General features: G+C 64.3%; 30 protein-coding genes and 1 pseudogene. 14 read left to right on the top strand and 17 right to left on the bottom strand.

Annotated features, from left to right (window positions below; all coding sequences use genetic code 11):
• Positions 1 to 152: 152 nt before the first annotated feature.
• From NLM15_RS11220 to NLM15_RS11210, 3 genes are all read right to left on the bottom strand, one after another.
• Positions 153 to 1,367 carry an acyl-CoA dehydrogenase gene (locus tag NLM15_RS11220; protein ID WP_254117013.1) on the bottom strand — a complete coding sequence of 405 codons (1,215 nt, stop codon included), beginning with the start codon at positions 1,365 to 1,367 and terminating at the stop codon, positions 153 to 155.
• Positions 1,368 to 1,506: 139 nt separating this feature from the next.
• The gene (gene ribB, locus NLM15_RS11215) at positions 1,507 to 2,583 is read right to left on the bottom strand and encodes a 3,4-dihydroxy-2-butanone-4-phosphate synthase (RefSeq protein ID WP_254117012.1); all 1,077 of its coding nucleotides are present in this window, start codon (positions 2,581 to 2,583) and stop codon (positions 1,507 to 1,509) included.
• 172 nt (positions 2,584 to 2,755) lie between these two features.
• On the bottom strand, positions 2,756 to 4,486 hold the full coding sequence (locus NLM15_RS11210) for a cation:proton antiporter (RefSeq protein ID WP_254117011.1): 1,731 nt from the start codon (positions 4,484 to 4,486) through the stop codon (positions 2,756 to 2,758).
• A 67-nt stretch (positions 4,487 to 4,553) separates the two neighbouring features.
• Here NLM15_RS11210 and NLM15_RS11205 point away from each other — a divergent pair, with 67 nt between their 5' ends.
• Both NLM15_RS11205 and NLM15_RS11200 read left to right on the top strand, forming a co-directional pair.
• Positions 4,554 to 5,081 (top strand): DUF3124 domain-containing protein, encoded by a 528-nt coding sequence (locus NLM15_RS11205; protein ID WP_375166833.1) that lies wholly within the window; start codon positions 4,554 to 4,556, stop codon positions 5,079 to 5,081.
• 125 nt (positions 5,082 to 5,206) lie between these two features.
• A complete protein-coding gene (locus NLM15_RS11200; protein ID WP_254117010.1) occupies positions 5,207 to 6,439 on the top strand; it encodes a PLP-dependent aminotransferase family protein in 1,233 nt (410 codons plus the stop codon).
• A gap of 4 nt (positions 6,440 to 6,443) precedes the next feature.
• Here NLM15_RS11200 and NLM15_RS11195 read toward each other — a convergent pair whose 3' ends face one another.
• The gene (locus tag NLM15_RS11195) at positions 6,444 to 6,716 is read right to left on the bottom strand and encodes a helix-turn-helix domain-containing protein (protein WP_254117009.1); all 273 of its coding nucleotides are present in this window, start codon (positions 6,714 to 6,716) and stop codon (positions 6,444 to 6,446) included.
• Positions 6,717 to 6,873: 157 nt separating this feature from the next.
• On the opposite strand from NLM15_RS11195, the gene NLM15_RS11190 reads away from it, so the two are divergent.
• Both NLM15_RS11190 and NLM15_RS11185 read left to right on the top strand, forming a co-directional pair.
• Entirely contained in the window at positions 6,874 to 7,326 is a 453-nt protein-coding gene (locus tag NLM15_RS11190) for a hypothetical protein (RefSeq protein ID WP_254117008.1), read from the top strand.
• 96 nt (positions 7,327 to 7,422) lie between these two features.
• Positions 7,423 to 7,650 (top strand): hypothetical protein, encoded by a 228-nt coding sequence (locus tag NLM15_RS11185; protein WP_254117007.1) that lies wholly within the window; start codon positions 7,423 to 7,425, stop codon positions 7,648 to 7,650.
• Positions 7,651 to 7,719: 69 nt separating this feature from the next.
• Here the strand turns inward: NLM15_RS11185 and NLM15_RS11180 are convergent, their stop codons facing one another.
• The gene (locus tag NLM15_RS11180) at positions 7,720 to 8,538 is read right to left on the bottom strand and encodes an aldo/keto reductase (RefSeq protein WP_254117006.1); all 819 of its coding nucleotides are present in this window, start codon (positions 8,536 to 8,538) and stop codon (positions 7,720 to 7,722) included.
• Positions 8,539 to 8,795: 257 nt separating this feature from the next.
• On the opposite strand from NLM15_RS11180, the gene NLM15_RS11175 reads away from it, so the two are divergent.
• The gene (locus NLM15_RS11175; RefSeq protein WP_254117005.1) at positions 8,796 to 9,017 is read left to right on the top strand and encodes a hypothetical protein; all 222 of its coding nucleotides are present in this window, start codon (positions 8,796 to 8,798) and stop codon (positions 9,015 to 9,017) included.
• On the opposite strand, the gene NLM15_RS11170 is transcribed toward NLM15_RS11175, so the two are convergent.
• The 4 genes from NLM15_RS11170 to NLM15_RS11155 form a co-directional block, all read right to left on the bottom strand.
• Entirely contained in the window at positions 9,014 to 10,588 is a 1,575-nt protein-coding gene (locus NLM15_RS11170; protein WP_254117004.1) for an alkaline phosphatase, read from the bottom strand. The genes NLM15_RS11175 and NLM15_RS11170 overlap by 4 nt on opposite strands.
• Positions 10,589 to 10,907: 319 nt before the next feature.
• A complete protein-coding gene (locus NLM15_RS11165; protein WP_254117003.1) occupies positions 10,908 to 11,327 on the bottom strand; it encodes a hypothetical protein in 420 nt (139 codons plus the stop codon).
• Between the two features lie 104 nt (positions 11,328 to 11,431).
• Complete coding sequence (locus tag NLM15_RS11160) at positions 11,432 to 12,433, bottom strand: nitronate monooxygenase family protein (protein WP_254117002.1); 1,002 nt, start codon at positions 12,431 to 12,433, stop codon at positions 11,432 to 11,434.
• Between the two features lie 63 nt (positions 12,434 to 12,496).
• A complete protein-coding gene (locus NLM15_RS11155) occupies positions 12,497 to 13,234 on the bottom strand; it encodes an SDR family oxidoreductase (protein ID WP_254117001.1) in 738 nt (245 codons plus the stop codon).
• Between the two features lie 165 nt (positions 13,235 to 13,399).
• Here NLM15_RS11155 and NLM15_RS11150 point away from each other — a divergent pair, with 165 nt between their 5' ends.
• Positions 13,400 to 13,864, top strand: a complete 465-nt coding sequence (locus tag NLM15_RS11150; RefSeq protein ID WP_254117000.1) for a helix-turn-helix domain-containing protein — start codon at positions 13,400 to 13,402, stop codon at positions 13,862 to 13,864.
• 79 nt (positions 13,865 to 13,943) lie between these two features.
• On the opposite strand, the gene NLM15_RS11145 is transcribed toward NLM15_RS11150, so the two are convergent.
• The 4 genes from NLM15_RS11145 to NLM15_RS11130 form a co-directional block, all read right to left on the bottom strand.
• Positions 13,944 to 15,563, bottom strand: a complete 1,620-nt coding sequence (locus tag NLM15_RS11145; RefSeq protein WP_254116999.1) for a DHA2 family efflux MFS transporter permease subunit — start codon at positions 15,561 to 15,563, stop codon at positions 13,944 to 13,946.
• A complete protein-coding gene (locus NLM15_RS11140) occupies positions 15,560 to 16,714 on the bottom strand; it encodes an efflux RND transporter periplasmic adaptor subunit (RefSeq protein WP_254116998.1) in 1,155 nt (384 codons plus the stop codon). Before NLM15_RS11140 ends, NLM15_RS11145 begins: the two co-directional genes overlap by 4 nt.
• Positions 16,715 to 16,911: 197 nt before the next feature.
• On the bottom strand, positions 16,912 to 17,070 hold the full coding sequence (locus NLM15_RS11135; protein ID WP_254116997.1) for a hypothetical protein: 159 nt from the start codon (positions 17,068 to 17,070) through the stop codon (positions 16,912 to 16,914).
• A gap of 25 nt (positions 17,071 to 17,095) precedes the next feature.
• Complete coding sequence (locus tag NLM15_RS11130) at positions 17,096 to 17,470, bottom strand: PRC-barrel domain-containing protein (RefSeq protein WP_254124207.1); 375 nt, start codon at positions 17,468 to 17,470, stop codon at positions 17,096 to 17,098.
• Positions 17,471 to 17,623: 153 nt separating this feature from the next.
• Here NLM15_RS11130 and NLM15_RS11125 point away from each other — a divergent pair, with 153 nt between their 5' ends.
• The 6 genes and pseudogenes from NLM15_RS11125 to NLM15_RS11100 all read left to right on the top strand — a co-directional run bounded on the left by NLM15_RS11125 (position 17,624) and on the right by NLM15_RS11100 (position 20,130).
• Positions 17,624 to 17,851, top strand: coding sequence for a hypothetical protein (locus NLM15_RS11125; protein ID WP_254116996.1), 228 nt, complete (start codon positions 17,624 to 17,626; stop codon positions 17,849 to 17,851).
• Positions 17,852 to 17,929: 78 nt separating this feature from the next.
• Positions 17,930 to 18,481, top strand: a complete 552-nt coding sequence (locus NLM15_RS11120; RefSeq protein WP_254116995.1) for a DUF4142 domain-containing protein — start codon at positions 17,930 to 17,932, stop codon at positions 18,479 to 18,481.
• A gap of 10 nt (positions 18,482 to 18,491) precedes the next feature.
• Positions 18,492 to 18,617 (top strand): annotated as a pseudogene (locus NLM15_RS11115) (NAD(P)-dependent oxidoreductase); the annotation flags it as partial.
• A gap of 72 nt (positions 18,618 to 18,689) precedes the next feature.
• Positions 18,690 to 19,274: a phosphatase PAP2 family protein gene (locus NLM15_RS11110; RefSeq protein WP_254116994.1), complete on the top strand. Its 585-nt coding sequence runs from the start codon at positions 18,690 to 18,692 to the stop codon at positions 19,272 to 19,274.
• Positions 19,271 to 19,648, top strand: coding sequence for a DUF3147 family protein (locus NLM15_RS11105; RefSeq protein WP_254116993.1), 378 nt, complete (start codon positions 19,271 to 19,273; stop codon positions 19,646 to 19,648). Before NLM15_RS11110 ends, NLM15_RS11105 begins: the two co-directional genes overlap by 4 nt.
• Positions 19,648 to 20,130 (top strand): hypothetical protein, encoded by a 483-nt coding sequence (locus tag NLM15_RS11100; RefSeq protein WP_254116992.1) that lies wholly within the window; start codon positions 19,648 to 19,650, stop codon positions 20,128 to 20,130. The genes NLM15_RS11105 and NLM15_RS11100 overlap by 1 nt, the downstream gene beginning before the upstream one ends.
• Positions 20,131 to 20,278: 148 nt before the next feature.
• On the opposite strand, the gene NLM15_RS11095 is transcribed toward NLM15_RS11100, so the two are convergent.
• On the bottom strand, positions 20,279 to 20,437 hold the full coding sequence (locus NLM15_RS11095) for a hypothetical protein (RefSeq protein ID WP_254116991.1): 159 nt from the start codon (positions 20,435 to 20,437) through the stop codon (positions 20,279 to 20,281).
• A gap of 172 nt (positions 20,438 to 20,609) precedes the next feature.
• Here NLM15_RS11095 and NLM15_RS11090 point away from each other — a divergent pair, with 172 nt between their 5' ends.
• Positions 20,610 to 20,864, top strand: a complete 255-nt coding sequence (locus NLM15_RS11090; RefSeq protein ID WP_254116990.1) for a hypothetical protein — start codon at positions 20,610 to 20,612, stop codon at positions 20,862 to 20,864.
• Between the two features lie 158 nt (positions 20,865 to 21,022).
• On the opposite strand, the gene NLM15_RS11085 is transcribed toward NLM15_RS11090, so the two are convergent.
• Both NLM15_RS11085 and NLM15_RS11080 read right to left on the bottom strand, forming a co-directional pair.
• The gene (locus NLM15_RS11085) at positions 21,023 to 21,229 is read right to left on the bottom strand and encodes a hypothetical protein (protein WP_254116989.1); all 207 of its coding nucleotides are present in this window, start codon (positions 21,227 to 21,229) and stop codon (positions 21,023 to 21,025) included.
• A 331-nt stretch (positions 21,230 to 21,560) separates the two neighbouring features.
• Positions 21,561 to 21,755 carry a hypothetical protein gene (locus NLM15_RS11080; protein ID WP_254124206.1) on the bottom strand — a complete coding sequence of 65 codons (195 nt, stop codon included), beginning with the start codon at positions 21,753 to 21,755 and terminating at the stop codon, positions 21,561 to 21,563.
• A 94-nt stretch (positions 21,756 to 21,849) separates the two neighbouring features.
• Here NLM15_RS11080 and NLM15_RS11075 point away from each other — a divergent pair, with 94 nt between their 5' ends.
• Positions 21,850 to 22,362 (top strand): DUF4142 domain-containing protein, encoded by a 513-nt coding sequence (locus tag NLM15_RS11075; RefSeq protein WP_254116988.1) that lies wholly within the window; start codon positions 21,850 to 21,852, stop codon positions 22,360 to 22,362.
• Positions 22,363 to 22,367: 5 nt separating this feature from the next.
• Here the strand turns inward: NLM15_RS11075 and NLM15_RS11070 are convergent, their stop codons facing one another.
• The gene (locus NLM15_RS11070; protein ID WP_254116987.1) at positions 22,368 to 22,664 is read right to left on the bottom strand and encodes a hypothetical protein; all 297 of its coding nucleotides are present in this window, start codon (positions 22,662 to 22,664) and stop codon (positions 22,368 to 22,370) included.
• Between the last annotated feature and the right edge of the window lie 181 nt (positions 22,665 to 22,845).

Genomic DNA, 22,845 nt, shown 5'->3' with positions numbered 1-22,845 from the left:
GTCATACCCCGCGAAGGCGGGGTATCCAGTACGCCGTGGCGCCGGTGGCGAAGGCAAGGTCTCCGGGATACTGGATCGCCCGCCCTAGTGCGCAATTGCGCACGGGGCGGGCGATGACAGCTGAGTAAAACAACGGCCACGGAATACGTGGCTCAGAAAAACGCCTGGATGCCCGTGATCGCACGTCCCAGGATCAGGGCGTGGACGTCGTGGGTGCCCTCGTAGGTGTTGACCGTCTCGAGGTTATGGACGTGGCGCATCACGTGGTACTCGGCCGAGATGCCGTTGCCGCCATGCATGTCGCGGGCGACGCGGGCGATGTCGAGGGCCTTGCCGCAATTGTTGCGCTTCATGATCGAGATCATCTCGGGCGCGAACTTGCCCTCGTCCATCAGGCGGCCGACGCGAAGCGAGCCCTGAAGGCCGAGCGCGATCTCGGTCTCCATGTCCGCCAGCTTCTTCTGCACCAGCTGGGTCGCAGCGAGCGGCTTGCCGAACTGCTTGCGGTCGAGCGTGTACTCGCGGGCGCGGTGCATGCAGTCCTCGGCGGCGCCGAGCGCGCCCCAGGAGATGCCGTAGCGGGCGCGGTTGAGGCAGCCGAACGGGCCCTTCAGGCCGGAGACGTTGGGCAGCAGGGCGTCCTCGGGAACCACGACGCCGTCCATCACGACCTCGCCGGTGATCGAGGCGCGCAAGGACAGCTTGCCGCCGATCTTCGGCGCGGAGAGGCCCTTCATGCCCTTCTCCAGCACGAAGCCGCGGATCTGGTTGTCGTGCGCGGCCGACTTGGCCCAGACCACGAACACGTCGGCGATCGGCGCGTTCGAGATCCACATCTTGCTGCCGGTCAGGCGGTAGCCGTCCGAGACCTTCTCGGCGCGGGTCTTCATGCCGGCCGGATCGGAGCCGGCATCGGGCTCGGTGAGGCCGAAGCAGCCGACCCACTCGCCGCTGGCGAGCTTCGGCAGGTACTTCTTGCGCTGGTTCTCGTCGCCATAGGCGTAGATCGGGTACATCACCAGCGAGGACTGCACCGAGTTCATCGAGCGATAGCCGGAATCGACCCGCTCGATCTCGCGCGCGACGAGACCGTAGGCAACGTAGCTCGCATTCGCGCAGCCATATTCCTCAGGCAGCGTAATGCCGATCAGGCCGAGCTCGCCCATCTCGTTGAAGATCTCGCGGTCGGTCTTCTCCTCGAGATAGGCCTTGGTGACGCGCGGCAGCAGCTTGTCCTGGGCGTAGGCGCGGGCGGTGTCGCGCACCATGCGTTCGTCTTCGGTGAGCTGCTCGTCGAGCAGGAACGGATCGTCCCACTGGAAAGAAGCCGCAGCCGGCTTGTCCTTGGCCTGAGGGCGCACGCTCATGAAACGTCCTTTCGTCTGGTTCCGTCAAAAATTTGCCCGACAAACTAAAGCGCCGCGGCAACAAGTGCAATTGCGTTGCAGAAGTACGGGTCTGCGTGAATCCCGGGGACGCACGGCGCGCGAGCCCGGAATGACAGCGCTAGCTTTCAAGCTGCTCGTTGGCGACGATCTCGATGCCGAAGCCCGACAGACCCTTGTAGTCGTGCACCGAGGAAGTCAGGTGGCGGATCGAGGTGACGCCGAGGTCGCGCAGGATCTGCGCGCCGACACCGACCTCGCGCCACTGGCGGTTGCGGTCCGCCTCGGTCGCGCTCTCATCGGGCAGCGGGGCAACGGGGACGCCGGCGGCACCGTCGCGCAAGTACACCAGGACGCCGCGACCGGACTTCTTGAAGTGCTCGAGCACCGCCGCCATGCGCTTGTGGCCGGTGAAAATGTCCTTGACGATGTTGGGCTTGTGGAAGCGCGTCAGCACGTTCTTGCCGTCGCCGACGCCGTTATAGACGAATGCGACGTGGGCGATGGAATCGAACGGCGAGCGATAGGCATAGCCCTGAAGCGGTCCGATCGGGCTTTCGGTGACGAAGGTCGAGACCCGCTCGATCAGCTTCTCGCGCACCTGGCGATAGGCGATCATGTCGGCGATGGTGACATGCTTGAGCTTGTGCTGGGCGGCGAAGCGGGCGACCTGCTCGCCCTTCATCACGCTGCCGTCGTCATTCATCAGCTCGCTGATGACGCCGACCGGCGGCAGGCCGGAGAGCTTGCACAGATCAACCGCGGCCTCGGTATGGCCGGAGCGCAAGAGCACGCCGCCGTCCTTGGCGATCAGCGGGAAGATGTGGCCGGGCCGGGCGAAGTCGTTGGCGCCGACATTGGGATTGGACAGCGCGCGGCAGCACGAGGCGCGCTCTTCGGCCGAGATGCCGGTGCCGCCGTCGGGCTTGTAGTCGATCGAGACCGTGAACGCGGTGGTGTGCGCGGAATCATTGTGGGCCACCATCGGATCGAGCCGGAGGCGGCGCGCGTCCTCGGTGGTCACGGGCGCGCAGACGATGCCCGACGTATGGCGGATGATGAACGCCATCTTCTCGGCGGTGCAGAGCGAGGCGGCGACGATCAGATCGCCCTCGCCCTCGCGGTCCTCGTCGTCGGTGACGACCACGAGCTCACCGCGGGCAAAGGCCTGCAAGACTTCCTGAACGCTATCGGGCATTTCCCAATCTCTATCGGTTATGGCCGGGAGGCTTAGCCGGACTTGGGCCGGGGCGCTAGTGTCCTGGACGCAACCACATATTCCGGGCGGCGGGCCTGTCAGGGGCAGGCTTGCACCGAAGATGCCAGAGATATAGGCGCAAATAGCCGGGCCGGAAGGCGGCCGGGCGCCGTCAGGGCAGCACTTCGCGCCGCTCGCCAAGCCGCTGATCGAGCTCGGCGCGCTTGTCGGCCAGAAGGCCGGCCTGGGCGGCTTCGATCACGGTAAACAGCTCATGAGCGTCGCTGAGCCGGGTCACGGTGACATAGCTGGCGCCGGCCGCGTAGAGTTCGCCCACATCCGACAAGAGATCGGCCGTGGCGACGATCATGGCGGTCGGATTGAGGGTGCGGACGTGGCGGACCAGCTTCTCGTTGCTGGCGCCCTTCAGAAGCGCATCCGGCACGCTGAGGATGATCATCTCGGACTTGCCGACGCCGGCATGGAGCAGCGTGTCGGCGCTGCTGATGTCGCCATAGATCACGTGCAGGCCGCGCGATACCAGGGTCTGGTACACATTGGGGTTGAAGTCGACCACGGTGATCTGCTCGAGCAGCACCGGTGTCTGCCGCTCGATCTCGGCGAGAAGCGCGCTCGCCGCACGGAAAAAGCCGAGGATGACGATGCGGCGGGCCTCGCCATGGCCGCCTTCGTGCCCCTCCTCGCCATGGCCGTTGCCGTGGTCGAGATCGCGCAGGCCGATCCGCTTCAGGGGGCCGATCGCCCAGCGGGTGATCTCGTCGCTGCGGGTCATCACGAAGGTCGAGAGCACCGCCAGCACCACGAAGGCGAAGGAGGCCGCATTCGCCGTTTCGGCCGCGATATGATGGTCGGCGACGCCGGTCTGGATCACCACCAGCGAGAACTCGGAGATCTGCGCGAGGTTGAGGGCCGGCAGCAGGCTGGCGCGCAGCCCCTGCTTCATCAGGTAGAGCGGAGCGAAGGTGGTGACGAGGCGGCTCACCACGGTGAACGCTGCGATCATCAAGGCGAGCCCGATCACGGAGAGACCGGGCACGGGAATGGTCATGCCGAGCGCGACGAAGAACAGCGTGATGAAGAAGTCGCGCAGCGTCGTGACCTTGGCGGTGACGTCGAGGGCGTAAGGAAAGGTCGAGAGCGAAACGCCGGCGATCAGCGCGCCCATCTCGCGCGACAGCGACAGCCGCTCCGCGGTCTCGGCGACGAGAAAGCACCAGGCCAGCGCGCCGAGCAGGATCAGCTCGGGACGGCGGGCGATCTGATGGAACAGGCGCGGCAGCACATAACGGCTGACCAGCAGCGCGGCGGCCACCAGCACGGCGACGCGGCCGATCGAGAGCAGGATGACGCTGACCTCGAGATTGGCAAGGCTCGGCTGCACCGCCAGGAACAGGATCGCGAAGATGTCCTGGAGCACCAGCACGCCGAGCGTGATGCGGCCGGGCAGCGTGTCGAGCTCGCGTTTCTCGTAGAGCACCTTGACGATGATCACGGTGCTCGACAGCGCGCAGGCGACGCAGAGATAGACCGCATCGAAATGCCCGCCGCCGAACGACAAGCCGATGCCGGCGAAGAACAGCGCCCCGAGCAGGCAGCCGCCGAGCAGCTGACCGCCCGCCGCGAACAGGATCACCTTGCCCGCCCGCACGATCTTCTTCAGGTCGATCTCCAGACCGATCATGAACAGCATGAAGATCAGGCCGAGCTCGGAGATGACGCTGATCGATTCCTGCGACTTGACCCAGCCGGCACCGAATGGACCTATGCAAAAGCCGGCGATAAGGTAGGCCAGGATGAGCGGCTGCCGCGAGAAATGGGCGAGCAGGCCCAGCATCCAGGCAAACAGAATACAGAGAGTGATGTCGCGAATGAGTTCGTGCATGCCAAATTGGTCCGTTTTGCCGCACCCTAGAGACGGGTTGCGGTGCGGCAAGCGAGCAATTCGTCACATGCGGAAGGGGCTGTTGGCAGCAATGCTGTTATGCCCCCTTGCCTATGCCGTGCCCGCAGCCGCTCAATCCAAGGTCAATATCGAACAAAACTTTGCCGATTCGCTCACCGCGCTGCCAAAGGAGGAACTTGCCGTCTCCGGCGGGTTCTACGTGCCCGCCTATTCCAGCGTCGCGATGAGCCAGGGAAAGCTGCGTGTCGATTTCTCGGTGACGCTGAGTGTGCACAACGCCTCCGAGACCCAGCCGCTGGTCGTTAAACGCATCGCCTATTTCGACACCACAGGCAAGCAGGTCGAGACCTACCTGAAGGCTCAGGTGGCGCTGAAGCCTCTGGCCACCATCTCGATCTTCATTCCGACCGACGACGTGCGCGGCGGGACCGGGGCCAACTTCCTCGTCGACTGGGCTGCGACCGGCGAGATCGCCGAGCCGGTGGTCGAGGCCTTGATGGTTGGCGGCGTCGCCAATGCGCATTACGCTTTCATCAGCCAGGGCCGTCCGACCAGGACGGTCGGGAAGAAGTAAGGCCCGTCCGACCAGGACGGCCGGCAACAAGCAAGGCCGCCCACCCGGGCGGCCCCCGAGAAAGAAAACAAGCGGGCCGGTGCAACGCTGGCCGCTCAACAAGAACAGAAACGAGGAACGCCCCCATGACGTCCAGCTTCGATTTCGCACCCCTGTTTCCCGCAGGGCTGCCGGCCCCTTCTGCGCGCTGGACGGGCCTTGCCAAGTACAGCTTCGTCGGCGGCAACAACGATTCCGAGCAACTGCCGCTCGACGGCCTGATCGAGGCGACCAACCAGGCTCTGCAACGCGAGGGCCGCTCGCTCGCCACTTACGGGCTGGCGCACGGTCCGCAGGGCTACCTGCCCTTGCGCGAATTCCTGGTGACAAAACTGAAGCGCGACGCCGGCATCAACTGCACGGTCGACGATCTCATGATCGTCTCGGGCTCGCTCCAGGCGCTCGACCTCGTCAACGCGACGCTGCTGACGCGCGGCGATACCGTGATCTTCGAGCAGGACAGCTATCAGGGTTCGTTGACCCGCCTGGCGCGGCTCGGGGTCAATGTAGTAGGCGTCCCCCTCGACAAGGACGGCATGCGCATGGATGTGCTGGCCTCGATGCTGGCCGACCTCAAGGGCCGCGGCATCCGCCCCAAATACATCTACACCATCCCGACCGTGCAGAACCCGACCGGCAGCATCATGCCGGAGAGCCGACGCGCCGAGTTGCTGCGGCTGTCGGCGGAATACGGCGTGCCCATCTTCGAGGACGATTGCTATGCCGATCTCGTCTGGTCGGGACAGCGACCGCCGGCGATCTACGCGATGAGCCCGAACGGCGGCGTGATCCACATCGGCTCGTTCTCCAAGTCGATCGCGCCGGCACTGCGCGTCGGCTTCATCGCCGCGCCCTGGGATGTGATGTCGCGGATGCTGGCGCTGAAGACGGATGCCGGCTCGGGCGCGCTGGAGCAGATGGTGCTGGCCGCCTACTGCAAGCCGCATTTTGCGACCCACGTGCCGGCACTGACGAAGGCGCTGCGCACCAAGCTCGACACGCTGATGGAGGCCCTCAACGAGCAGTTCGGGACGGCGGCGGAGTTCGAGGAGCCGAAGGGCGGCATCTTCCTCTGGGTGAAGCTGCCCGACCAGGTCGATACGCTGAAACTGTATCAGGCCGCGCTCGCCGCAGGCGTCTCGATCAATCCAGGACCGGAATGGTCGACCAACAAGACGCATTCCAGCTCGCGTCTGAGACTGTGCTTTGCAAGCCCTTCGCATCAGCAGATCCGCGAGGGCGTCGCCGTGCTGGCCGAGGTCTGTCGCAAGGAGTTCGGCGTGCCGGCCCGCAGCGCCAACGTGGAGAAGCGGGCCTAGGGCTTCAGGCGACCTGTGGCTGGCTGCTATGGATCGCGGAGGCCAGCCGCAGCAACAGCACGATCGAGACGTTGCCCTTGCCGGCCTCGATCTGGGCAATGTAGCGCTCGGAAATCCCGGACCGGCGGGCCAGCTCCCGGCGCGACAGCTCGCAACGCGCGCGCGAGGACCTCAAGCGCTCGCCCAGCTCGGCCAGAAACGCCGTCTCGGAATAAGGCGGCACGGCGCAGCTCCCCGGCAGCACCTCGCCCGCGAAATCCATGACTTGATTCAGCATCGGTCTATCCAATTTCGCCTTCGGGAGCGCCATCCTAGCCTTGATATGACCGACCTCATTGACGCGGATCAAATTCGCGCGCGATTGGTAGCCGGCGTGGACGATCGCGAACGGGATGCTACACTTTGGAATTCTTCGAGGCGGGGTTTTTCAGGAGATGACACGTTGTTTGAGCCGCTGGATCACGGCGGCATCGCTGTGGATTGCGTTCGCGCCCGCGGCCGGCGCCGAGACGCTCGCGGCGACTGTCGAGCAATGGGGCCTGCTCGGCTCATGGGCGGTCGATTGCGCGGCCCGGCCGGACCGCGACAAGGGCTCGCTCCTGACTTACGAGATCCGCAAGGACGGCCGGGTGATGTACCGGCGCGATTTCGGCGAAGCCAAGGACGAGAACGAAGTGGTGTCCGCCACGGTCGATGCCGGAGGCCTGCTCAATGTGATGGTTTACTTCCCCTCGCTACGGCAGACGCGTGAATACGGCCTGCTGCTATCAGAGCAAGGCAGCTTGCGCGCGATCTACAATCGCAGCGAGCGCGGTGTGTACACCATCAAGGACGGCAAGTACGTCGCGACGGGCGCGCCGACGCCTTCACAGCAACGCTGCGATTAACCACCCTGAATATCCGTTCAGAAATCTCCTCCATTTCCCCCGGAACGTTCACACGCATGCGCCGTTCTCATTTGCATTGAATTGGAGGAGGACAGCATGAAGAAGCTTGGTTATGTGGTTGCGGCTCTGGGTGCGCTCGTGATCGCTGCGCCGACGCTGGCAAGTGCGGAGACGGTGGTGATCAAGCATGGTCATCATCACGGCCCGTACGGCGCCCGCGCCGAATACGGCATGCATCGCGATCACGGCTGGCATCGCGGCTGGCACCATCGCGACAACAAGGTCGTGGTGATCAAGCGCAGCCACCGTCACCACTGGGACTAACGCGCAACGCAACACGGAAATGGCCCCTCGCGGGGCCATTTCTTTGCGTGTTCGAAACATCAGACAAGACTAATCCCACGCCGGCGCAAAGCCAGGGTTGACGCAACGCCTGTCCTTCGGCAGCGCCGCGATTTTCTTGCGGTCGGCATCGTCGAGCGCGATCTTGAGCGCATCGAGATTGGCCTGCTGGCTTTCGCGTCGCGAGGCCTTCGGGATCGCAGCGACGCCGTTTTGGTCGAGCAGCCATTTCAGCGCGACCTGCGCCGCGGTCGCGTTGTGCCTGGCGCCGATCTCGGCCAGCACCGGATCTGATGCAATTCGCCCCTGCGCGAGCGGGCAATAGGCGACCAGCGGGATCGACCTGGCGTTGAGATAGGCCAGCACCTTCGATTGATCGAGCATGGCGTGATATTCGATCTGGTTGCAGGCGATCGGCGCCTTGATGTCCTCGACCACGGTCTTGAGCAGCGCCGTGTTGAAATTGGCAACGCCAATCGCTCGCGTGCGCCCCTCCTCCTTCAGCTTCATCAGCGTCTCGAACACCGCGCCCCAGTTCGCGGCCTTGGACGGCCAGTGCACGAGATAGAGGTCGACATGGTCGAGCCTCAACTTCTGCAGGCTGGCATCGAAGGCGCGACGGATCGCGTCGGGGCTGAGGTTCTCGTGCCAGACTTTTGTGGTGACATGCAGCTCGGCGCGCGGCAGGCGGGCCGCTGCAAGCGCGGCACCGATCGGCTCCTCGTTGGCGTACATCTCGGCGGTGTCGATGTGGCGATAGCCGATCGAGAGTGCGCTCTCGACCGCAGCGCGGCAGGCATCGCCCTGCAAGCGGAAGGTGCCGAGGCCGAGCTTGGGCATGCTGATGCCCTGTGTCTTCAGATTGTCCATGAAACAGGCTCCTGAGATATTTCAGCCCGCCGGATGCACGCGGTGAGGCCGCGGGAACAGACTCTTCGGTGATGGAAAAGAGATGGCGGGAGCAGACAGTATAGCGCGGGAGGCGCGGGGCGGCCAATCAAGATCGGGTCAGCGAGATAGCCGACGGGTATCGCCGCGACAGCCAAACGGCATTTCAGATCAGCGCCCTCTCCTGTCAGCATCCCACCGTCGCGGTCATTCTGGCCGCGCGCGACACGGAGACGACCATGAAGACGATCTTGACCATCACTGCTCTGGCAGCCGCCCTCGCCAGCGCCGCGCCGGCGCAGGCCGACGGCTTCGCCTATACCGGCTCGCCCAAGCAAGGGGAATTCTTTGTCCGGCAACCGACCGCACCGCAGATGCCGCCCTGGATGAATGCGCGCGCCGAAGCTCCGCAAACCGCTCCCCGGCCCGTGCGCGGCGGCATTGGCCTGCGTATGCCCTAGGAATGCTGCGCGACCACGGTCGGCCGGGCCTGCGGGTGCGGCACGATGTCGACCGACCAGAGGTCGCGATCGTCGACGTCTTTCAAGGTCACCGTCATGACGCCGCTGCGGCCGTCGATGTCGACGCGGCCGAAGAACTGCAGGCCGAAGCACGGCGCCAGATTCTCGCCCTGCGCTTCGCTGCACCCGTTCTGGTACATCGCGACCGGGCCAAAGGTGTCGTCGAGCTCGCCCGGTCCCCAGGTGCCGGCATGCAGCGGGCCGGAGACGAACTCCCAGAACGGCTCAAAATCCTGGAATTGCGCCTTGTTCGGATCGTAGTAGTGCGCGGCGGTGTAGTGCATGTCGGCGGTGAGCCAGACGATGTTGCGGATGCCGGCGCGCTTGATCGAGGCGAGGAGATCGGCGATCTCATGCTCGCGCCGGTCCGGCTGGCCATTACCGAGTGCGACGGCATCCAGGCTCACGAGGCCGATCGGCAGGTCGGCCGCGATCACCTTCCAGGTCGCGCGCGAGCCGGCGAGCTCGCGCTTCAGCCAGGCGAGTTGCTCGATACCCAAGATCCAGCCGCGATGGTCGTCACCTTTATTCCAGCTGTCGTCGCGATAGCTGCGCATATCGATCATGAAGACATCGAGCAGCGGACCGTAGGCGATCTTGCGGTAGACCCGGCCCTGCCGCGCGCCGATGTCGCGGATCGGCATGAAGTCGAAGAAGGCGCGGCGGGCGCGTGAGACGAGGCGCGGGGTGCCGTCATCCTCGTAGCCGGCCTCGTCATAGCTGCCGGTGGGCGACCAGTCGTTGGTGACCTCGTGGTCGTCCCACTGCGCGAACATCGGGACGTCCGCGTGGAACGCGCGAAAATGCTCGTCGAGATGATTGTATTTGTAGTTGCCGCGGAACTGCGCCAGCGTGTGCGCGACCTCGGCCTTTTCCTCGGTCACCAGATTGCGCCAGGTCTCGCCGTTCGGCAGCTTCTGTTCGGAAGGGATCGTGCAGTCGGCGTAGATGTGGTCGCCCGAATGGATGAAGAAGTCCGGGCGATTGTTGAGCATGGTGCGATAGCTGCGATAGCCGCCGCGCGAGCTGTCGATGCCCCAGCCCTGCCCGGCGACGTCGCCCGACCACACGAACGAGATCGACTGGCTCGCTGCCGGCGCGGTGCGGAAATGGCCGACACGGCTTTCGCCGGCAATGCCGCTCGCGATGTCGTCGAAGCGCACGCGATAGAAGATGTCCTGCCCGGGCGGCAGATCGTTCAGCAACAGCTTTGCGGTGAAGTCGGTATCGGGCAGCGCGTCGCGCGATGCGGATGCGATGATGGTCTTGAAGCTCTCGACGGTCGAATACTCCACCTGCATCCGCGCGGGCCGGTCGGCGCGCGCCCAGACCACGGCGGAGCCATCCGAGACGTCGCCGGACTGGATACCGCCCGCGATCTGCGGGCGATCGGCGGCGCGGCTGATGGATGGCTTTGCGAGTGTGCCGAGCGTGGAAACGGCGAGACTTGAAGTCGAGCGGACCAGGAACTGCCGCCGGGTCCATGCGCGCGAGGCGCGGAGCGTTGCCATTCAGGAAACCTTCGTCGAATCGCGACGGAAGGTGCCTGCGCTCCTTGACTCCTATCCTTACGGTTTTTTGACTCCGCGCCGACGGTTTTGCGACGCGCGGATGACGGGCGAGATGCAGCCGCAAGGAAGGTGCACTCCCTCGCCCCGCTTGCGGGGAGAGGGTTGGGGTGAGGGGGAGTCTCCGCGGGGATGGTGAGATTCGGACTCGCGGAGAGTCCCCCTCACCCGGATTGCATCTCCGATGCAATCCGACCTCTCCCCGCAAGCGGGGCGAGGTGAAGCGACTTCGCCTCTCGATCTAGGTCCGATCCGCTACGCTCTAGCGCTGCCAGTTGCAGATGCCGCCGGAGCGGCAGGGCCAGGTCTGGATGCGGGTATCCCTCGCCTGCGCGTCCAGCGGATTGCCGTGGCGATGCGCGAGCTTGGCGCGGGCAGCGCCGCGCGGCTGGGCGTTCCTGGCATGCGCGACCTTCGGCTCCGCCACATGCACGCGTTCGGCGGCGACCTTCTTCGGCACATCGATCGGCTCGGCGCGGGCCTGCGCCTCGTTGCCACCCTTCGCCTCCAACGCGACAGGAGCGAATTGCGTCTCGGGCCCGAGCCGCTTCGGCGACAGCACCGCCTTGGAAAGATCGAGACCGAGATATTCGTCGGGCTTGTAGTCGTCAGCGCGCGCGATGCCGCCCCATGCGAGCACGAAGGCAAGGGCAGCTGCAAAAGGAACGCTCTTCAGGACCACGGACGCCTCCTGAAATTGATTAAGGGGTAATTTACCCCTATTTAGGAGGCGTCGCGCGCAATTCCAGCGGGCAGTTCCCGCCGTGGTTAAGAAGTTTGCCGGTGTCAGGCGACTTTTCGCGCCGCACCTGTCCCATCGAGGAACCCCATCAGGCGGCTGCGGATGATCTGTTCCGCCTCAGACATGATGCGATCGACGAGTTCCTTGCAGGAGGGAATGTCGCGGATGAGGCCCGCGACCATGCCGCAGCTCCAGGCGCCCGCGTCCATCTGGCCATCCAGCATGATCCTGGGATAGACGCCCGCGACCTGGTCGTGGATGTCGTCGATCTTGAGCTTGTCGCCCTTCTCGTGCTCGATCTCGAGCAGGCGATCGACATTGGCGTTCTTCAGCACGCGCTCGGTGTTGCGCAGGCTCCGCATGATCAGGCGGGTGTCGAGCTCGGTCGCCGTAACAAGCGCGTTCTTCACGTTCTGATGCACCGGCGCTTCCTTGGTGGCGATGAAACGCGTGCCCATGTTCATGCCGGCGGCGCCCAGCGACAGTGCCGCGACGAGGCTGCGGCCGTCGGCCATGCCGCCGGAGGCAACGAACGGAATCTTCAGTTCCTCCGCCGCCCGCGGCAGCAGGATCATGTTCGGGATGTCGTCCTCGCCGGGATGGCCGCCGCACTCAAAGCCGTCGACGCTGACGGCGTCGCAGCCGATGCGCTCGGCCTTCAGCGAGTGGCGGACCGAGGTGCATTTGTGAATCACCTTGATGCCGGCGGCCTTCAGCGCGGGCATGTACTGCTCCGGGCTGCGGCCCGCCGTCTCCACCGCCTTGATGCCACCTTCGACGATGGCCGCGATGTATTCCGGATAAGGCGGCGCGGAGAAGGTCGGCAGGAAGGTGAGATTCACGCCGAACGGCTTGTCGGTCATGTCGCGGCAGCGCGCGATTTCCTTCGCGAGCAGCTCCGGCGTCTTCTGCGTCAGGCCGGTGATGATGCCGAGCCCGCCGGCATTGGAGACCGCGGCGGCGAGTTCGGCAAAGCCGACGAAATGCATGCCGCCCTGGATGATGGGGTGCTCGATGCCGAACAGTTCGGTGATCGCGGTCTTCACGTAAGCTTCCTCCCGGATTTCGGTTTGTGTTGTGGTCAGTCTAGCCGCAGTCCCACGCCGCGGTCACCATTTCTCTCCGAACGGGCGGATCTCCATCTCGAAGGTCCAGGCGCTCTTCGGCTGCTGATAGAGCTGCCAGTAGGCATCCGCGACAGACGACGGCGGCATCAGGAGATCGGGATTGTCCAGCGCATTCGCCCCGAGGGCTTCGAGCCGGCGTTGCCGCACCCACTCGGTATCGACGCCGGAATCGATGATGAGATGGGCGACGTGGATGTTCTTCGGCCCGAGCTCGCGCGCCATCGCCTGCGCCACCGCGCGCAGGCCGAATTTGGCGCTGGCAAAGGCGGCAAAGCCGCTGCCGCCGCGCAAGGATGCGGTCGCGCCAGTGAAGAAGATGTTGCCGCCATTGCGTGGCAGCATCAGCCGCGCCGCTTCGCGCCCTGCGAGGAAACCGGAATAGCAGGCCATCTCCCACACTTTGCGGAAGACGCGCTCGGTGGTGTCGAGGATCGGGAAATTGACGTTGGCGCCGACGTTGAAGATGCAGACCTCGAGCGGCGCACGCTGGTCGGCGTCGTTGAGGAAGGAGACAACCTCCTCCTCCTTGCGCGCATCGAGCGAGCGCGCGTGGATCTCACCGCCGGAAGCCTCGATGTCCTTCACCAGCGGCGCGAGCTTGTCGCCGTTGCGGCGGCCGGCGAAGACCGTGAAGCCTTCTGCGGCAAATTTCTTGGCGATCTCGGAGCCGATGAAATCGCCGGCCCCGATCACGGCTGCTGTCGCGTTTCGCTTGGGCAAGGTCGCCTCCTCCGGTGAGAGCAATCGTGTGTTGGGCAGAAGGCTACAGTTCTAAAATAGAACTGTCAAACCATCCGGCCTAATGCTAGGCTGAACTACGAATATCTCTGATCATTCAAGTCAGTTCCTTTTTCAGACTTAAAGGGACGAGCCGGAGACCGCATCATGAAGTGGGACACGCTGGACGAGGAGCCCTGCTCGCTCTCCCGCACCGTCGCGGTGGTCGGCGACCGCTGGACGCTGCTGATCCTGCGCGACTGCTTCTTGCGCGTGCGCCGGTTCGAGGCATTCCAGTCCTCGCTCCAGATCACGCGACACCTGCTCTCGGAGCGACTGAAGAAGCTGGTGCGGTTCGGCATCCTGCGCCGCGTCCCCTATTCCGAAGCGCCCAAGCGCTACGAATATATCCTGACGCAGAAGGGCCTCGATCTCTACCCGATCATCATGGCGATGGTGCATTGGGGGGATACCCACATGGGCGACGAGCGCGGCCGCCCGCTGCTGCATGAGCACAAGACCTGCGGCAAGCAGTTCGACCCGGTGATGGTGTGCTCGGAATGCGGCGAGCCGTTGCATGCGAAACAGGTACATGTGCATGCGGGGCCGGGGCGGCGGGAAGCGGTGGGGTGAGCGGCGCGCTTCTCAAACGCCGTCATTGCGAGGCGCTCTTGCGACGAAGCAATGACGGGGACAGGCAGCGCCCTTCTCCTCAATGCCCCCGCGCCGGCGCGCCGAGATCGATCGGACGCAGCACCGCCGCCGTCGGAATCATCAGCACAGCGACGATCGCGAGCGTCCAGAACACGTCGATATAGGCGAGGAAGTCCACCTGCTGCTGCAAGGTTCGGCCGACCCATGCGACCGCCTGCGACGCGGCGTCGCTCGCATTCGAACCCTGCGCCTGAAAATAGCGTGTCATCGCATCGATGGTCTGCTGGTAACCGAGGTCGGATGGCGCGGCGTGCTCGATCAGGCGGCTTTGATGAAATTGCTGGCGCTGCGCCAGGACAGTCTGCGCGAGCGCAACACCCATGGAGCCGCCGATGTTGCGGGCGACGTTGATCAGCGCGGAAGCCTGGTTGGTCTTGTCAGGCGGCACACCGTCATAGGACGCGGTCGTCACCGGCAGGAACAGGAATGGCAGGCCCAGCGCGAGGAAGATGCGCGACAGCGCGGCATAGCCGTAGGTGATGTCGCCGGTGAGCCCGGTGAGATGCCACATCGAGAACGCGACGATGGCGGCACCTAGCATGATGAGATATTTCGGCTGCACGGTGCTGACGAGGCGCCCGACCACCGGCATCAGCACCAGGGTCGCGATGCCGCCCGGTGACAGCGCAAGGCCGGCCAACATGGCGGTGTAGTTCAACTCGGTCTGGAGCAGTTGCGGCAGGAGCTGCGTGGTCGAGATCAGCACCGCGCCGGTGCCGAGCATGACCAGGAAGCAGGCGGCGAACTGCCGCCGGCCGAGCAGGCGGAGGTCGACGATGGGATCCTCACGCGTCAGCTCCCACGGGATCAGCACGATCAGGGAGACAGCAGCGAGCACCGCGAAGAACACGATCACGTTCGAGCCAAACCAGTCGCTGCGCTGGCCTTCATCGAGCACGTATTCGAGCGAGCCGAGCCCGATCGCGACGAGTGCGAAGCCGATATAATCGACACGCAGGCCCTTGCTCAGCAATTTCTCACGCTCCTCTTCCGCGCCCGACGGCTCCTTGACCAGCGTGCCGACCAGGAACAGCGAGAGCATTCCCATCGGCACGTTGATCAGGAACACCCAGTGCCAGCTGTACGTATCGGTGATCCAGCCGCCGAGTGTCGGGCCGATCACGGGCGCGACCACCACCGCGACACCGTAGATCGCGAAGGCCTGGCCGCGCTTGTGAGGCGGAAAGGAGTCCGCGAGGATCGCCTGCTCGCTGGTCGCCATGCCGCCGCCACCGAGGCCCTGGAGAATGCGGAACAGCACCAGCGCTTCCAGATTCCAGGCGAAGCCGCACAGCAGCGACGCGATCGAAAACGTCGCCACGCATATCATGTAAAATCGCTTGCGGCCGATCACGGTCGACAGCCAGCCGGAGATCGACAGCACGATGGCGTTGGCGACGAGATAGCTGGTGATGACGTAGGTGCTCTCGTCGATGCCGACGGCAAGGCCGCCGGCGATGTGGCGCAGCGCGACATTGGCAATGGTGGTGTCGAGCACCTCCATGAAGGTCGCGATCGAGACCACGAAGGCGATGAGATAGGGATTGTGCCCGCCGGCCGCCGAGCGCTCCGGCGACCAGCCGCCTGCGGAGGCGCCGTTTTGTGTGGTGTCCGTCATCGCACCCTGGTCCAGGGCACGACCGACATGCCGGGACCAACAGGCAGATCGGCCGGCCAGTTGTCGACCACGATCTTCACCGGCACGCGCTGCACCACCTTGACGTAGTTGCCGGTGGCGTTCTCCGCCGGCAGCAGGCTGAACGCCGTGCCCGAGCCCGGCTGCACGGAATCGACATGTCCCGTGAGCTTGCGCCCGGGATAGGCGTCGATACGGATCTCGACGGGTTGGCCCGGACGCATGTCGTTGAGCTGCGTTTCCTTGTAGTTGGCGACGACCCAGACCTCGTCGGGCACGAACATCATCAGGCTCTGCCCCGCCGTGACGAACGTGCCCTTGGCGCCCGAGAGCTTGACGACCCGGCCGGACTGCGCGGCAACGACGTTGGTGTAGTGCAGGTTCAGCTTGGCCTGATCGAGTTGCGCCTGCGACTGCTGGAGCTGCGCCTTGGCCCCTTCCAGCTGCGCCTGCAGCGTCTTGATGCCGACCTGCGCGGCCGTCACTGCGGTCTTGGCGCGCTCGGTGTTGGCCTGCTGCGCCTGAAGATCGGACCGGGTCTGCTGCTGGCGCTGCACGGTGCCGGCGCCCTTCTCGACGAGGTCCTGGGCACGCGCGAACTCCTCCTGCGAGAACTGAAGCTGGGCTTGCGCCTGTTCGAGCTGCGCCTCGGCCTGCTTGATCTGCTCCTGCTGTGAAACGATCTGCGCCTGGACATTGTCGATGTTCGCCCTGGAGACGGCAACCTGTGCCGTAGCCTGGTCTACGGCGATCCGGTAATCGCGCTCGTCGATTTTGGCGATGAGGTCGCCGGCATTGACATGCTGATTGTCCGTGACCGGGATGTCAGTCACGTAGCCGCCAACCTTCGAGGCTACGGAAAAGCTGCGCGCGGCGACGAAGGCGTCATCGGTGGATTCGTAGTGGCGAACTTCGAGCCAGTAGAGCAGACCGCCGATCAGGACCGCGAGAAAAATGATGGCGCCGACGGTTGCCAGCAACCAGTGCTCGCGAAGCCGATCGCGCAGCGAGGGCGTGTTCGCGGGCTCCTGGTCCTTGGCGTCGCGGGCCTGATCAGGAGATGTCTTCGGAGCTTCCTTCGCCCTCTGCGGCTGCTCCGCAGATGGCCCACGCTCCCGTGTCTGAGCATCCACGGTGAACACCTTTCCAGGGACTGAACTGGCGGCGGAGCGGCCAAGGCCGGCTCACGCGCCGCGAGCCCAACGACAGCCCCAGAGCATGGTTCCGGCCTTCGAGAGCACCGCTGTCATTCGTGATTGCACTGCTCAAAAGAAAAAGCGCGGCACCGTGGGTGCCGCGCTCATGTAGATGCTGTCGTCGCACACCTTGCTCAGTGCGTCTTCGTCTCTTGCCACTTCTCGAGGTCGGGCTTTGCCTCCCCCGACTTTTGCTCCTTCTCCGGATTTCCCTTCCAGGGCTTGTTCGTCTGGGTGTGCGATCCCCAGTCAGTCTGACGCCGGGGATCGTCGGTGGGCCGTTCCTTGCTCATGGGAAGCTCCCTTTCCATTCGCCGCTCAAGCGAAGGGAACGCCATAATAGGAGTTGATGCCGCGGACCGCGGCGTCATCGCCCCAGTTCCAGTCGCTGCGTTCGCCATATTTCGGCGCGCCTTCGAGCGACTTCGCGGTGATCGCGGTGACGTAGCCGCCGAGCTCCGTGTCGTATTTCAGCGACTGCCAAGGCAGCGGATAGTGGTCGTTGCCGAGGCCCAGGAAGCCGCCGAAACCGAGCACGGCGTAGGAAACCTTGCCGCTGACCTTGTCGATCATCACGCGTTCGATCGCGCCGATCTTGTTGCGATCAGCGCCATAGACCGACGTTCCCTCGACCTTGTCGCTGCCGATCAACCTGCCCATCTCGGTGCGGTCCAACTCGCCTTGATTCAACATCTCGATTCTCCAATCAGAAAATGTACGGATCAACTTGCGTGAAGGGGTGATCGTTCCTGGGTGCAGGTGCGACATCTCGCGGCCGAACAGGAACATCACGGAAAACGCGCCGTTCTCAATGTCGAGATCAGGAAACCGGGAATGAGGTGAACCATGAGCGACTTCCGCGACATCCAGCATGGCGTCAACGACCCCGTCGATGGCGTCGACGTGAAGCGACAGATCAACACCAACCAGACCCCTCATGAGCGTGCGCAGCGACACGCCGATGTGCGCGCTGATCCGTCGGCCTCGCCCGCAGAACCGTTCCTGCCTGAGAGACTACGGCGCAAGCCGACCGATCCGATCAATCCGCGCACCGGTCGCCATCCGACGGATTAGGAACTTCGGTCTGGAGGCTGTGTTGGCGCAACAACCCGCGCGGCAAGCGACCGCGCCGCCAATCCAGAGGACCGGACCATGAAACGTACCGCCATCGCCATTGCTTGCGTGCTTCTCGCAGGCCCTGCCCTCGCCCAGTCGCTCGGCGAGAAGACCGGCGTCAACTCCGTGCTCGGCGTCGCGCCTGCAACCGCAGACTTCGTCAAGGAGGTCGCCATCAGCGACATGTTCGAGATCGAATCGAGCAAGCTCGCCGGGCAGAAGGGCACCGCGCAGGAGAAATCCTTCGCGCAGCAGATGGTGACCGACCACACCAAGACCAGCAGCGAGCTCAAAGGTCTCGTCGGCGACGGCAAGGTGCAGGCGACCCTGCCGACGGCGATCGACAGTTCGCACCAGAGCAAGCTCGACAAGCTCAAGGGCGCTACGGGCAAGGATTTCAGCTCGGACTACAATTCCTACCAGGTCAGCGCACACGAGGACGCGGTCTCGCTGTTCGAGCGCTACGCCAAGGGTGGTGACAATTCGGCGCTGAAGGACTGGGCCGGCAAGACGCTGCCGGCACTCAAGCATCATCTCGAGATGGCCAAGGAGCTCGGCAAGGCGCCTAGCGTCGGGCAGTCCAGGTAATCATCGCATGACGCCGCTCGGTCGCCCCGGCCAGCCCGCCGAGCTCGCTTCGATCTATGTGCAGCTTGCCGCAGCCGATGCGAGCTATGCGACGGGCCAGGTGTATGGCTCCGCGGACGGATCGGGACAGCCGTAAGGCTCAGGAACCATCATCGGCATCCGAGCTTTACAAAACTGTCATGGAGATCGTTTCGCCAGCCGCAGACCGATGGCGCTTGTAACAGTCAAACCAACACGGATCGACATCGCGATCGCGGACGAGATCGCGGATCATACCAACCCGGAGCTGGAGCAGACCGCCGAAGCGCTGACCTGGGGCGCGGACGAGCATGTGCTCCTCGCCCTCGCCGCTGCGGGTTGGCTCTACACCCGGCTTCGACCTCGGCAAGAGCGCCGCGCCGCTGACCACATCCTGGCGGTGTCGTTGGCGACAGCGTTATTGCCCCATATCTTGAAATCCGCCTTTGACCAGGTCAGGCCCGACCGGCTGACCGTGCGAGGCCATCGTCGCGGCATCCCTTTCTCCGGGCGGCCGCGCGACGCCTTCCCGTCGGGCCATGCCGTGCACATGGGCGCGCTGGCATCCGCGGCCGGCTTGCTGCCACCTGCCCGGCGCCGTCTCGTGCGGTCCATAGCGGCGGCTCTGTCGCTGACGCGCGTGGCATTGCTCGCGCACTGGGCCAGCGACGTCGTCGCAGGCTTCGCCCTTGGCGTGGCGGTCGAGCGGCTGCTGAGGCCGTGCGCGCTGGCAAGGCGGAACTGCAAGCCCGCGGAGCGGCGGAGGCGACCATGACCGAATACGTTCTGCGCTTCATCGCCGGCGGCGTGATCGTATCCGCCTTCGCAATCCTCGGTGACATGCTCAAGCCCAAGAGTTTTGGCGGCCTCTTCGGCGCCGCGCCATCGGTCGCGCTCGCCACGCTCGGTATCGCGGTCGTTCAGCACGGCCCGCAATACGTTGCGGCCGAAAGCTGGACCATGATCTACGGCGCGGTCGCCCTCGCCTGCTACAGCCTCGCCGTCTGCCGTCTTCTGATGAGATTTCGGCTCGCGGCGCTGCCCGCCACCATCATCGCTTTTGCCGTATGGCTTGCAGTCGCCTTCGGCCTGCTCGCGGCTCTCGGAGGTTCCGGTCTTGGAGGGACCGAACTTGGAGGTGCCGCCTGATGCTGATCAAGCTGTCACCCTCGGCGCTCAAGCGAACGCGCTGGTATGAATACGGCGTTCGCTTCCTGCTCGGAGGCCTCGCGACAGTGTTCGCGGGCGTCATGGGCGCGCGCTTCGGCGTCTCGGTCGGCGGACTCTTCCTCGCGCTCCCCGTCATCCTCTGCGCGAGCGCAACACTGATCGAAAGCCATGAGCGCCGCACCAGGGAGAAGGCGGGTTTCAGCGGACGCAGACGCGGGCAGCAGGCAGCAGCGCTGGACGCAGCGGGCGCCGGCCTTGGGAGCATCGGCCTCGCAGCGTTCGCGGCCGCGTTCTATGTCGTGGTATCGGCAAGCGTCGTCGGCGCGTTCGCCACCGCCATTGTGGCCTGGGTCTTGGTTTCGGTGTCGGCATGGTGGCTGAGGCGGAAGCTTCGCGTCACCGCACGCCGCAGGGAGCGCGGACGCGAGGCGCGGTCAGTGTGGGGCCGCGGCCTCCCGTAACATCAGGAACTCGTGCATCGCGGCAGCGGTCTGAAGCTGATCGATGCGCGCCAGAACAGAATTGCGCCGCTGTCCGTCCGGCAGGCCCGACAGCTCATGCTCGAGCCGCAGTTTCTCTGCCTCGAGACGTTGTTCGAATGTATGCGGCTCAGATCGTCTTCGCATCTTCCGTCCTCGGTGGTTGCAGCCCGGGGCTGTTGGCCCAGCGCTCGACTTGATCGATGACCTTCTGATGACTCGGACGCACCGGCTTGGGCGCCTCGGGCTCTTCGGAAAGCTTGCGGGGTAACCTGACTTCCTCGGTCATGGCCTCTCTCCCTCCCCAAGAGAATGCGCGATCGAAAGAGTGGTTTCAATATAACCTATTGATTTTATTGTATGTTTTTACTCATTTGGTGATTTTGTGGACTCTTGTGGAACTCCCGGTGAGTTAGATCATTGAGTAATCTACTCAACTTGCACAATCTGAGTGCTCAACCATGAAAGACCTTCGCGCCGAGCGCCTTCAGGTCATGCTCTCACCGGACGAGCTGGCTGCTGTTGACGATTTCCGGTTCAAACATCGCATGCCGACACGGGCCGCCGCGGTCCGCGAACTTCTCAAGTTCGGACTGGCGGCCGTGGGCGTGGACGCGCAAGCCGGCGTCAAATCGAGCAACTACGGCGTATTGGGCCGCGGCCCTGACGGACACACCCAGCGCGATCCTGACAGCGGTAACGAAACTGATCCATAGCGGCCATCCATAAGCAAACGGCCCCGGCACGGTAGGTGCCAGGGCCGTCCTTGGAGATTGCTTCCAGCGCACCGGGGGCATGACAGCCGGAAGCATCCTGTCGACTCGTCGCGCGAGGATTCGTTCCTCGCGAGAAATCGTCTACCGCCGAGCGCGCTTTACCCGCTCGGCGCAGCGCCGGAATCATCCGGCGTCATGCCGGAGCCCGGCGTCTTGCTGTTGTCGTTCAGCTTGGGATCGCGCGTCGCTTCGCGCGACGACGAACCCTTTGGATCCGTCTTGTGCACGGTCTGCGCGCGTTGCTTGTCGCGCGGCTGCTCCTCGGCGCGCTTGTCCTTGACGATGCCGTGGTCGGAATGCGCCATGATATCCTCTCGCTTCTGCTGATGTCTCGAAGCGGTTACGCGCCGGCACAACGAATGTTCCAGCGCGAGAGGCCCGCAGCGCTAACTATGCACAGCGTGGACCGCAGCCGATGCCTTCTCGAGATGCACCTGCCGCACTGTCGTCACCGTCGCGAACGCAACCGAGACGCCAAAGGCGAAAATGAGTGAAAGAAGAGCCAGACGTGGAGCCATCGCAAAACCTCCTTCTGGAATCAAATATCGACGCGATCGACTGTTCGTGGATGATCCTGAATTGGTCGCTTGCATTCCGTGAGCTGTCTCACACGCAGATCTGCGAAAACGGGAACGCTCACGCATCCTGCGTTTGGAGGACGCGGACCGTTACAGGCGGGATTTCGCCGTCGAGCCAGTCCTGCTCTTTCGCCAATGCGGTCCAGGCATTCGCCATGCGCAAATAGCGATTGTGGGCGGGCTGCCCTTCCGCGCGCTCGGCGAGCTGCAGGCAGTTCTCGGCGTTATCCCTGAAAAGGTCAGACTGTTTCATGGAGAAGATCTGGGGACGGAACTCCCGCCCTGCAACCGCCCTTACCGGATCGTAACGCAAGGGAACTTCGCACGTCATCGGTCATTGGAGAGTCATGAGGATTCTCGTCGCGATCATCGTTGCGTTCATCAGCACCTCGGCGTTCGCCGACAGCACTGGTGAGCGAACGGCTGGCGACCGCGTGCCGACCGCAACCGATGTCATCACCGGTCTCTACACCTTCAGCCGTTTCCAGCAGGGCCTGCTGGAAAGCACCGACCTGAAAGGCAATGCGGAGGTGAAAAATCTCGCGGCCCTGCGCGCCGAAGAGGCGAGCAAGCGCGACAAGGCCCTGAAGCAGATTCAGGACGCAATCGGTGCGGAGCCGCATGCCGGCAAGACGACGTCAGTGAGCGCAAGCCTCGCCGAGCCCGAAAATGCCGACGGACCAACTTACGTCAGAAGCTTCTATGCCGCGCAAATCCCCGAATATGAATCCGCCATCAGCCTGCTCGAGCGCTATCTGAAAGCGCCCGACAATCCTGCGCTCGCCACCTTTGCGCGCGAGCAATTGCCGATGCTGCGCTCGCAGGTGAAGGATGCGGCGCGCACCATGGCGGACAAATAGCAGCTCTATTTGTCTTCCGGATGATGCTGCTGGCTCTCCGGCCGCACCGTGCGATTGCTCTCGGGCATCTTGTCCCGGCCGGCATCGCCGTTGTCGTCCCTGCCGCCCGAGGTCGAGGTGCCGCTGCCGCTCGGGTTCGATCTGGATGCGGTCCCCGTGGTCTGCGGATCCGCGCGTGGCGTGGCGGAGCTTGCGGCGGGGTCGCCGGTCACAGCCCCGCGTCCGCTGGGAGCGCCGGTTTGTGCCAGCGCCGATCCGGCGGCAAAGAATGTGAGGATAAGGACGGCCAATCCGGCTCTCATATGCGATCTCCCTGGGGTTGCGGGCTAACCTCGGGACTGATCCTCCGTTCCTGGGACGGTGAAGAACCCTGGTGCTGGCCCAAAGGCCGGCGCTCGGAGCGGCTTTTTCTGAACCGGATGGAACCATTGGCAATCGTGGTCGTTACTTTTGCCGGGCTGAGCATGGCAGGTTCCAATTCCT

The organism is Bradyrhizobium sp. CCGB20 (assembly GCF_024199855.1).
Classification (GTDB): Bacteria; Pseudomonadota; Alphaproteobacteria; order Rhizobiales; family Xanthobacteraceae; genus Bradyrhizobium.
The sequence above is the reverse complement of the archived record's forward strand: the minus strand, read 5'-3'. Positions and strand labels throughout refer to the sequence as shown.

Coding starts and splice junctions, on each gene's coding strand:
- NLM15_RS11130 (WP_254124207.1), bottom strand. CDS start 17,470: ATGTTGAATCAAGGCGAGTTGGACCGCACCGAGATGGGCAGGTTGATC.
- NLM15_RS11125 (WP_254116996.1), top strand. CDS start 17,624: ATGAGCGACTTCCGCGACATCCAGCATGGCGTCAACGACCCCGTCGAT.
- NLM15_RS11180 (WP_254117006.1), bottom strand. CDS start 8,538: ATGGACAATCTGAAGACACAGGGCATCAGCATGCCCAAGCTCGGCCTC.
- NLM15_RS11080 (WP_254124206.1), bottom strand. CDS start 21,755: ATGAAACAGTCTGACCTTTTCAGGGATAACGCCGAGAACTGCCTGCAG.
- NLM15_RS11105 (WP_254116993.1), top strand. CDS start 19,271: ATGACCGAATACGTTCTGCGCTTCATCGCCGGCGGCGTGATCGTATCC.
- NLM15_RS11135 (WP_254116997.1), bottom strand. CDS start 17,070: ATGAGCAAGGAACGGCCCACCGACGATCCCCGGCGTCAGACTGACTGG.
- ribB (WP_254117012.1), bottom strand. CDS start 2,583: ATGCCCGATAGCGTTCAGGAAGTCTTGCAGGCCTTTGCCCGCGGTGAG.
- NLM15_RS11145 (WP_254116999.1), bottom strand. CDS start 15,563: ATGACGGACACCACACAAAACGGCGCCTCCGCAGGCGGCTGGTCGCCG.
- NLM15_RS11190 (WP_254117008.1), top strand. CDS start 6,874: ATGACACGTTGTTTGAGCCGCTGGATCACGGCGGCATCGCTGTGGATT.
- NLM15_RS11070 (WP_254116987.1), bottom strand. CDS start 22,664: ATGAGAGCCGGATTGGCCGTCCTTATCCTCACATTCTTTGCCGCCGGA.
- NLM15_RS11195 (WP_254117009.1), bottom strand. CDS start 6,716: ATGCTGAATCAAGTCATGGATTTCGCGGGCGAGGTGCTGCCGGGGAGC.
- NLM15_RS11110 (WP_254116994.1), top strand. CDS start 18,690: ATGGCGCTTGTAACAGTCAAACCAACACGGATCGACATCGCGATCGCG.
- NLM15_RS11210 (WP_254117011.1), bottom strand. CDS start 4,486: ATGCACGAACTCATTCGCGACATCACTCTCTGTATTCTGTTTGCCTGG.
- NLM15_RS11200 (WP_254117010.1), top strand. CDS start 5,207: ATGACGTCCAGCTTCGATTTCGCACCCCTGTTTCCCGCAGGGCTGCCG.
- NLM15_RS11170 (WP_254117004.1), bottom strand. CDS start 10,588: ATGGCAACGCTCCGCGCCTCGCGCGCATGGACCCGGCGGCAGTTCCTG.
- NLM15_RS11205 (WP_375166833.1), top strand. CDS start 4,554: ATGCGGAAGGGGCTGTTGGCAGCAATGCTGTTATGCCCCCTTGCCTAT.
- NLM15_RS11095 (WP_254116991.1), bottom strand. CDS start 20,437: ATGACCGAGGAAGTCAGGTTACCCCGCAAGCTTTCCGAAGAGCCCGAG.
- NLM15_RS11075 (WP_254116988.1), top strand. CDS start 21,850: ATGAGGATTCTCGTCGCGATCATCGTTGCGTTCATCAGCACCTCGGCG.
- NLM15_RS11100 (WP_254116992.1), top strand. CDS start 19,648: ATGCTGATCAAGCTGTCACCCTCGGCGCTCAAGCGAACGCGCTGGTAT.
- NLM15_RS11175 (WP_254117005.1), top strand. CDS start 8,796: ATGAAGACGATCTTGACCATCACTGCTCTGGCAGCCGCCCTCGCCAGC.
- NLM15_RS11120 (WP_254116995.1), top strand. CDS start 17,930: ATGAAACGTACCGCCATCGCCATTGCTTGCGTGCTTCTCGCAGGCCCT.
- NLM15_RS11090 (WP_254116990.1), top strand. CDS start 20,610: ATGAAAGACCTTCGCGCCGAGCGCCTTCAGGTCATGCTCTCACCGGAC.
- NLM15_RS11085 (WP_254116989.1), bottom strand. CDS start 21,229: ATGGCGCATTCCGACCACGGCATCGTCAAGGACAAGCGCGCCGAGGAG.
- NLM15_RS11220 (WP_254117013.1), bottom strand. CDS start 1,367: ATGAGCGTGCGCCCTCAGGCCAAGGACAAGCCGGCTGCGGCTTCTTTC.
- NLM15_RS11150 (WP_254117000.1), top strand. CDS start 13,400: ATGAAGTGGGACACGCTGGACGAGGAGCCCTGCTCGCTCTCCCGCACC.
- NLM15_RS11185 (WP_254117007.1), top strand. CDS start 7,423: ATGAAGAAGCTTGGTTATGTGGTTGCGGCTCTGGGTGCGCTCGTGATC.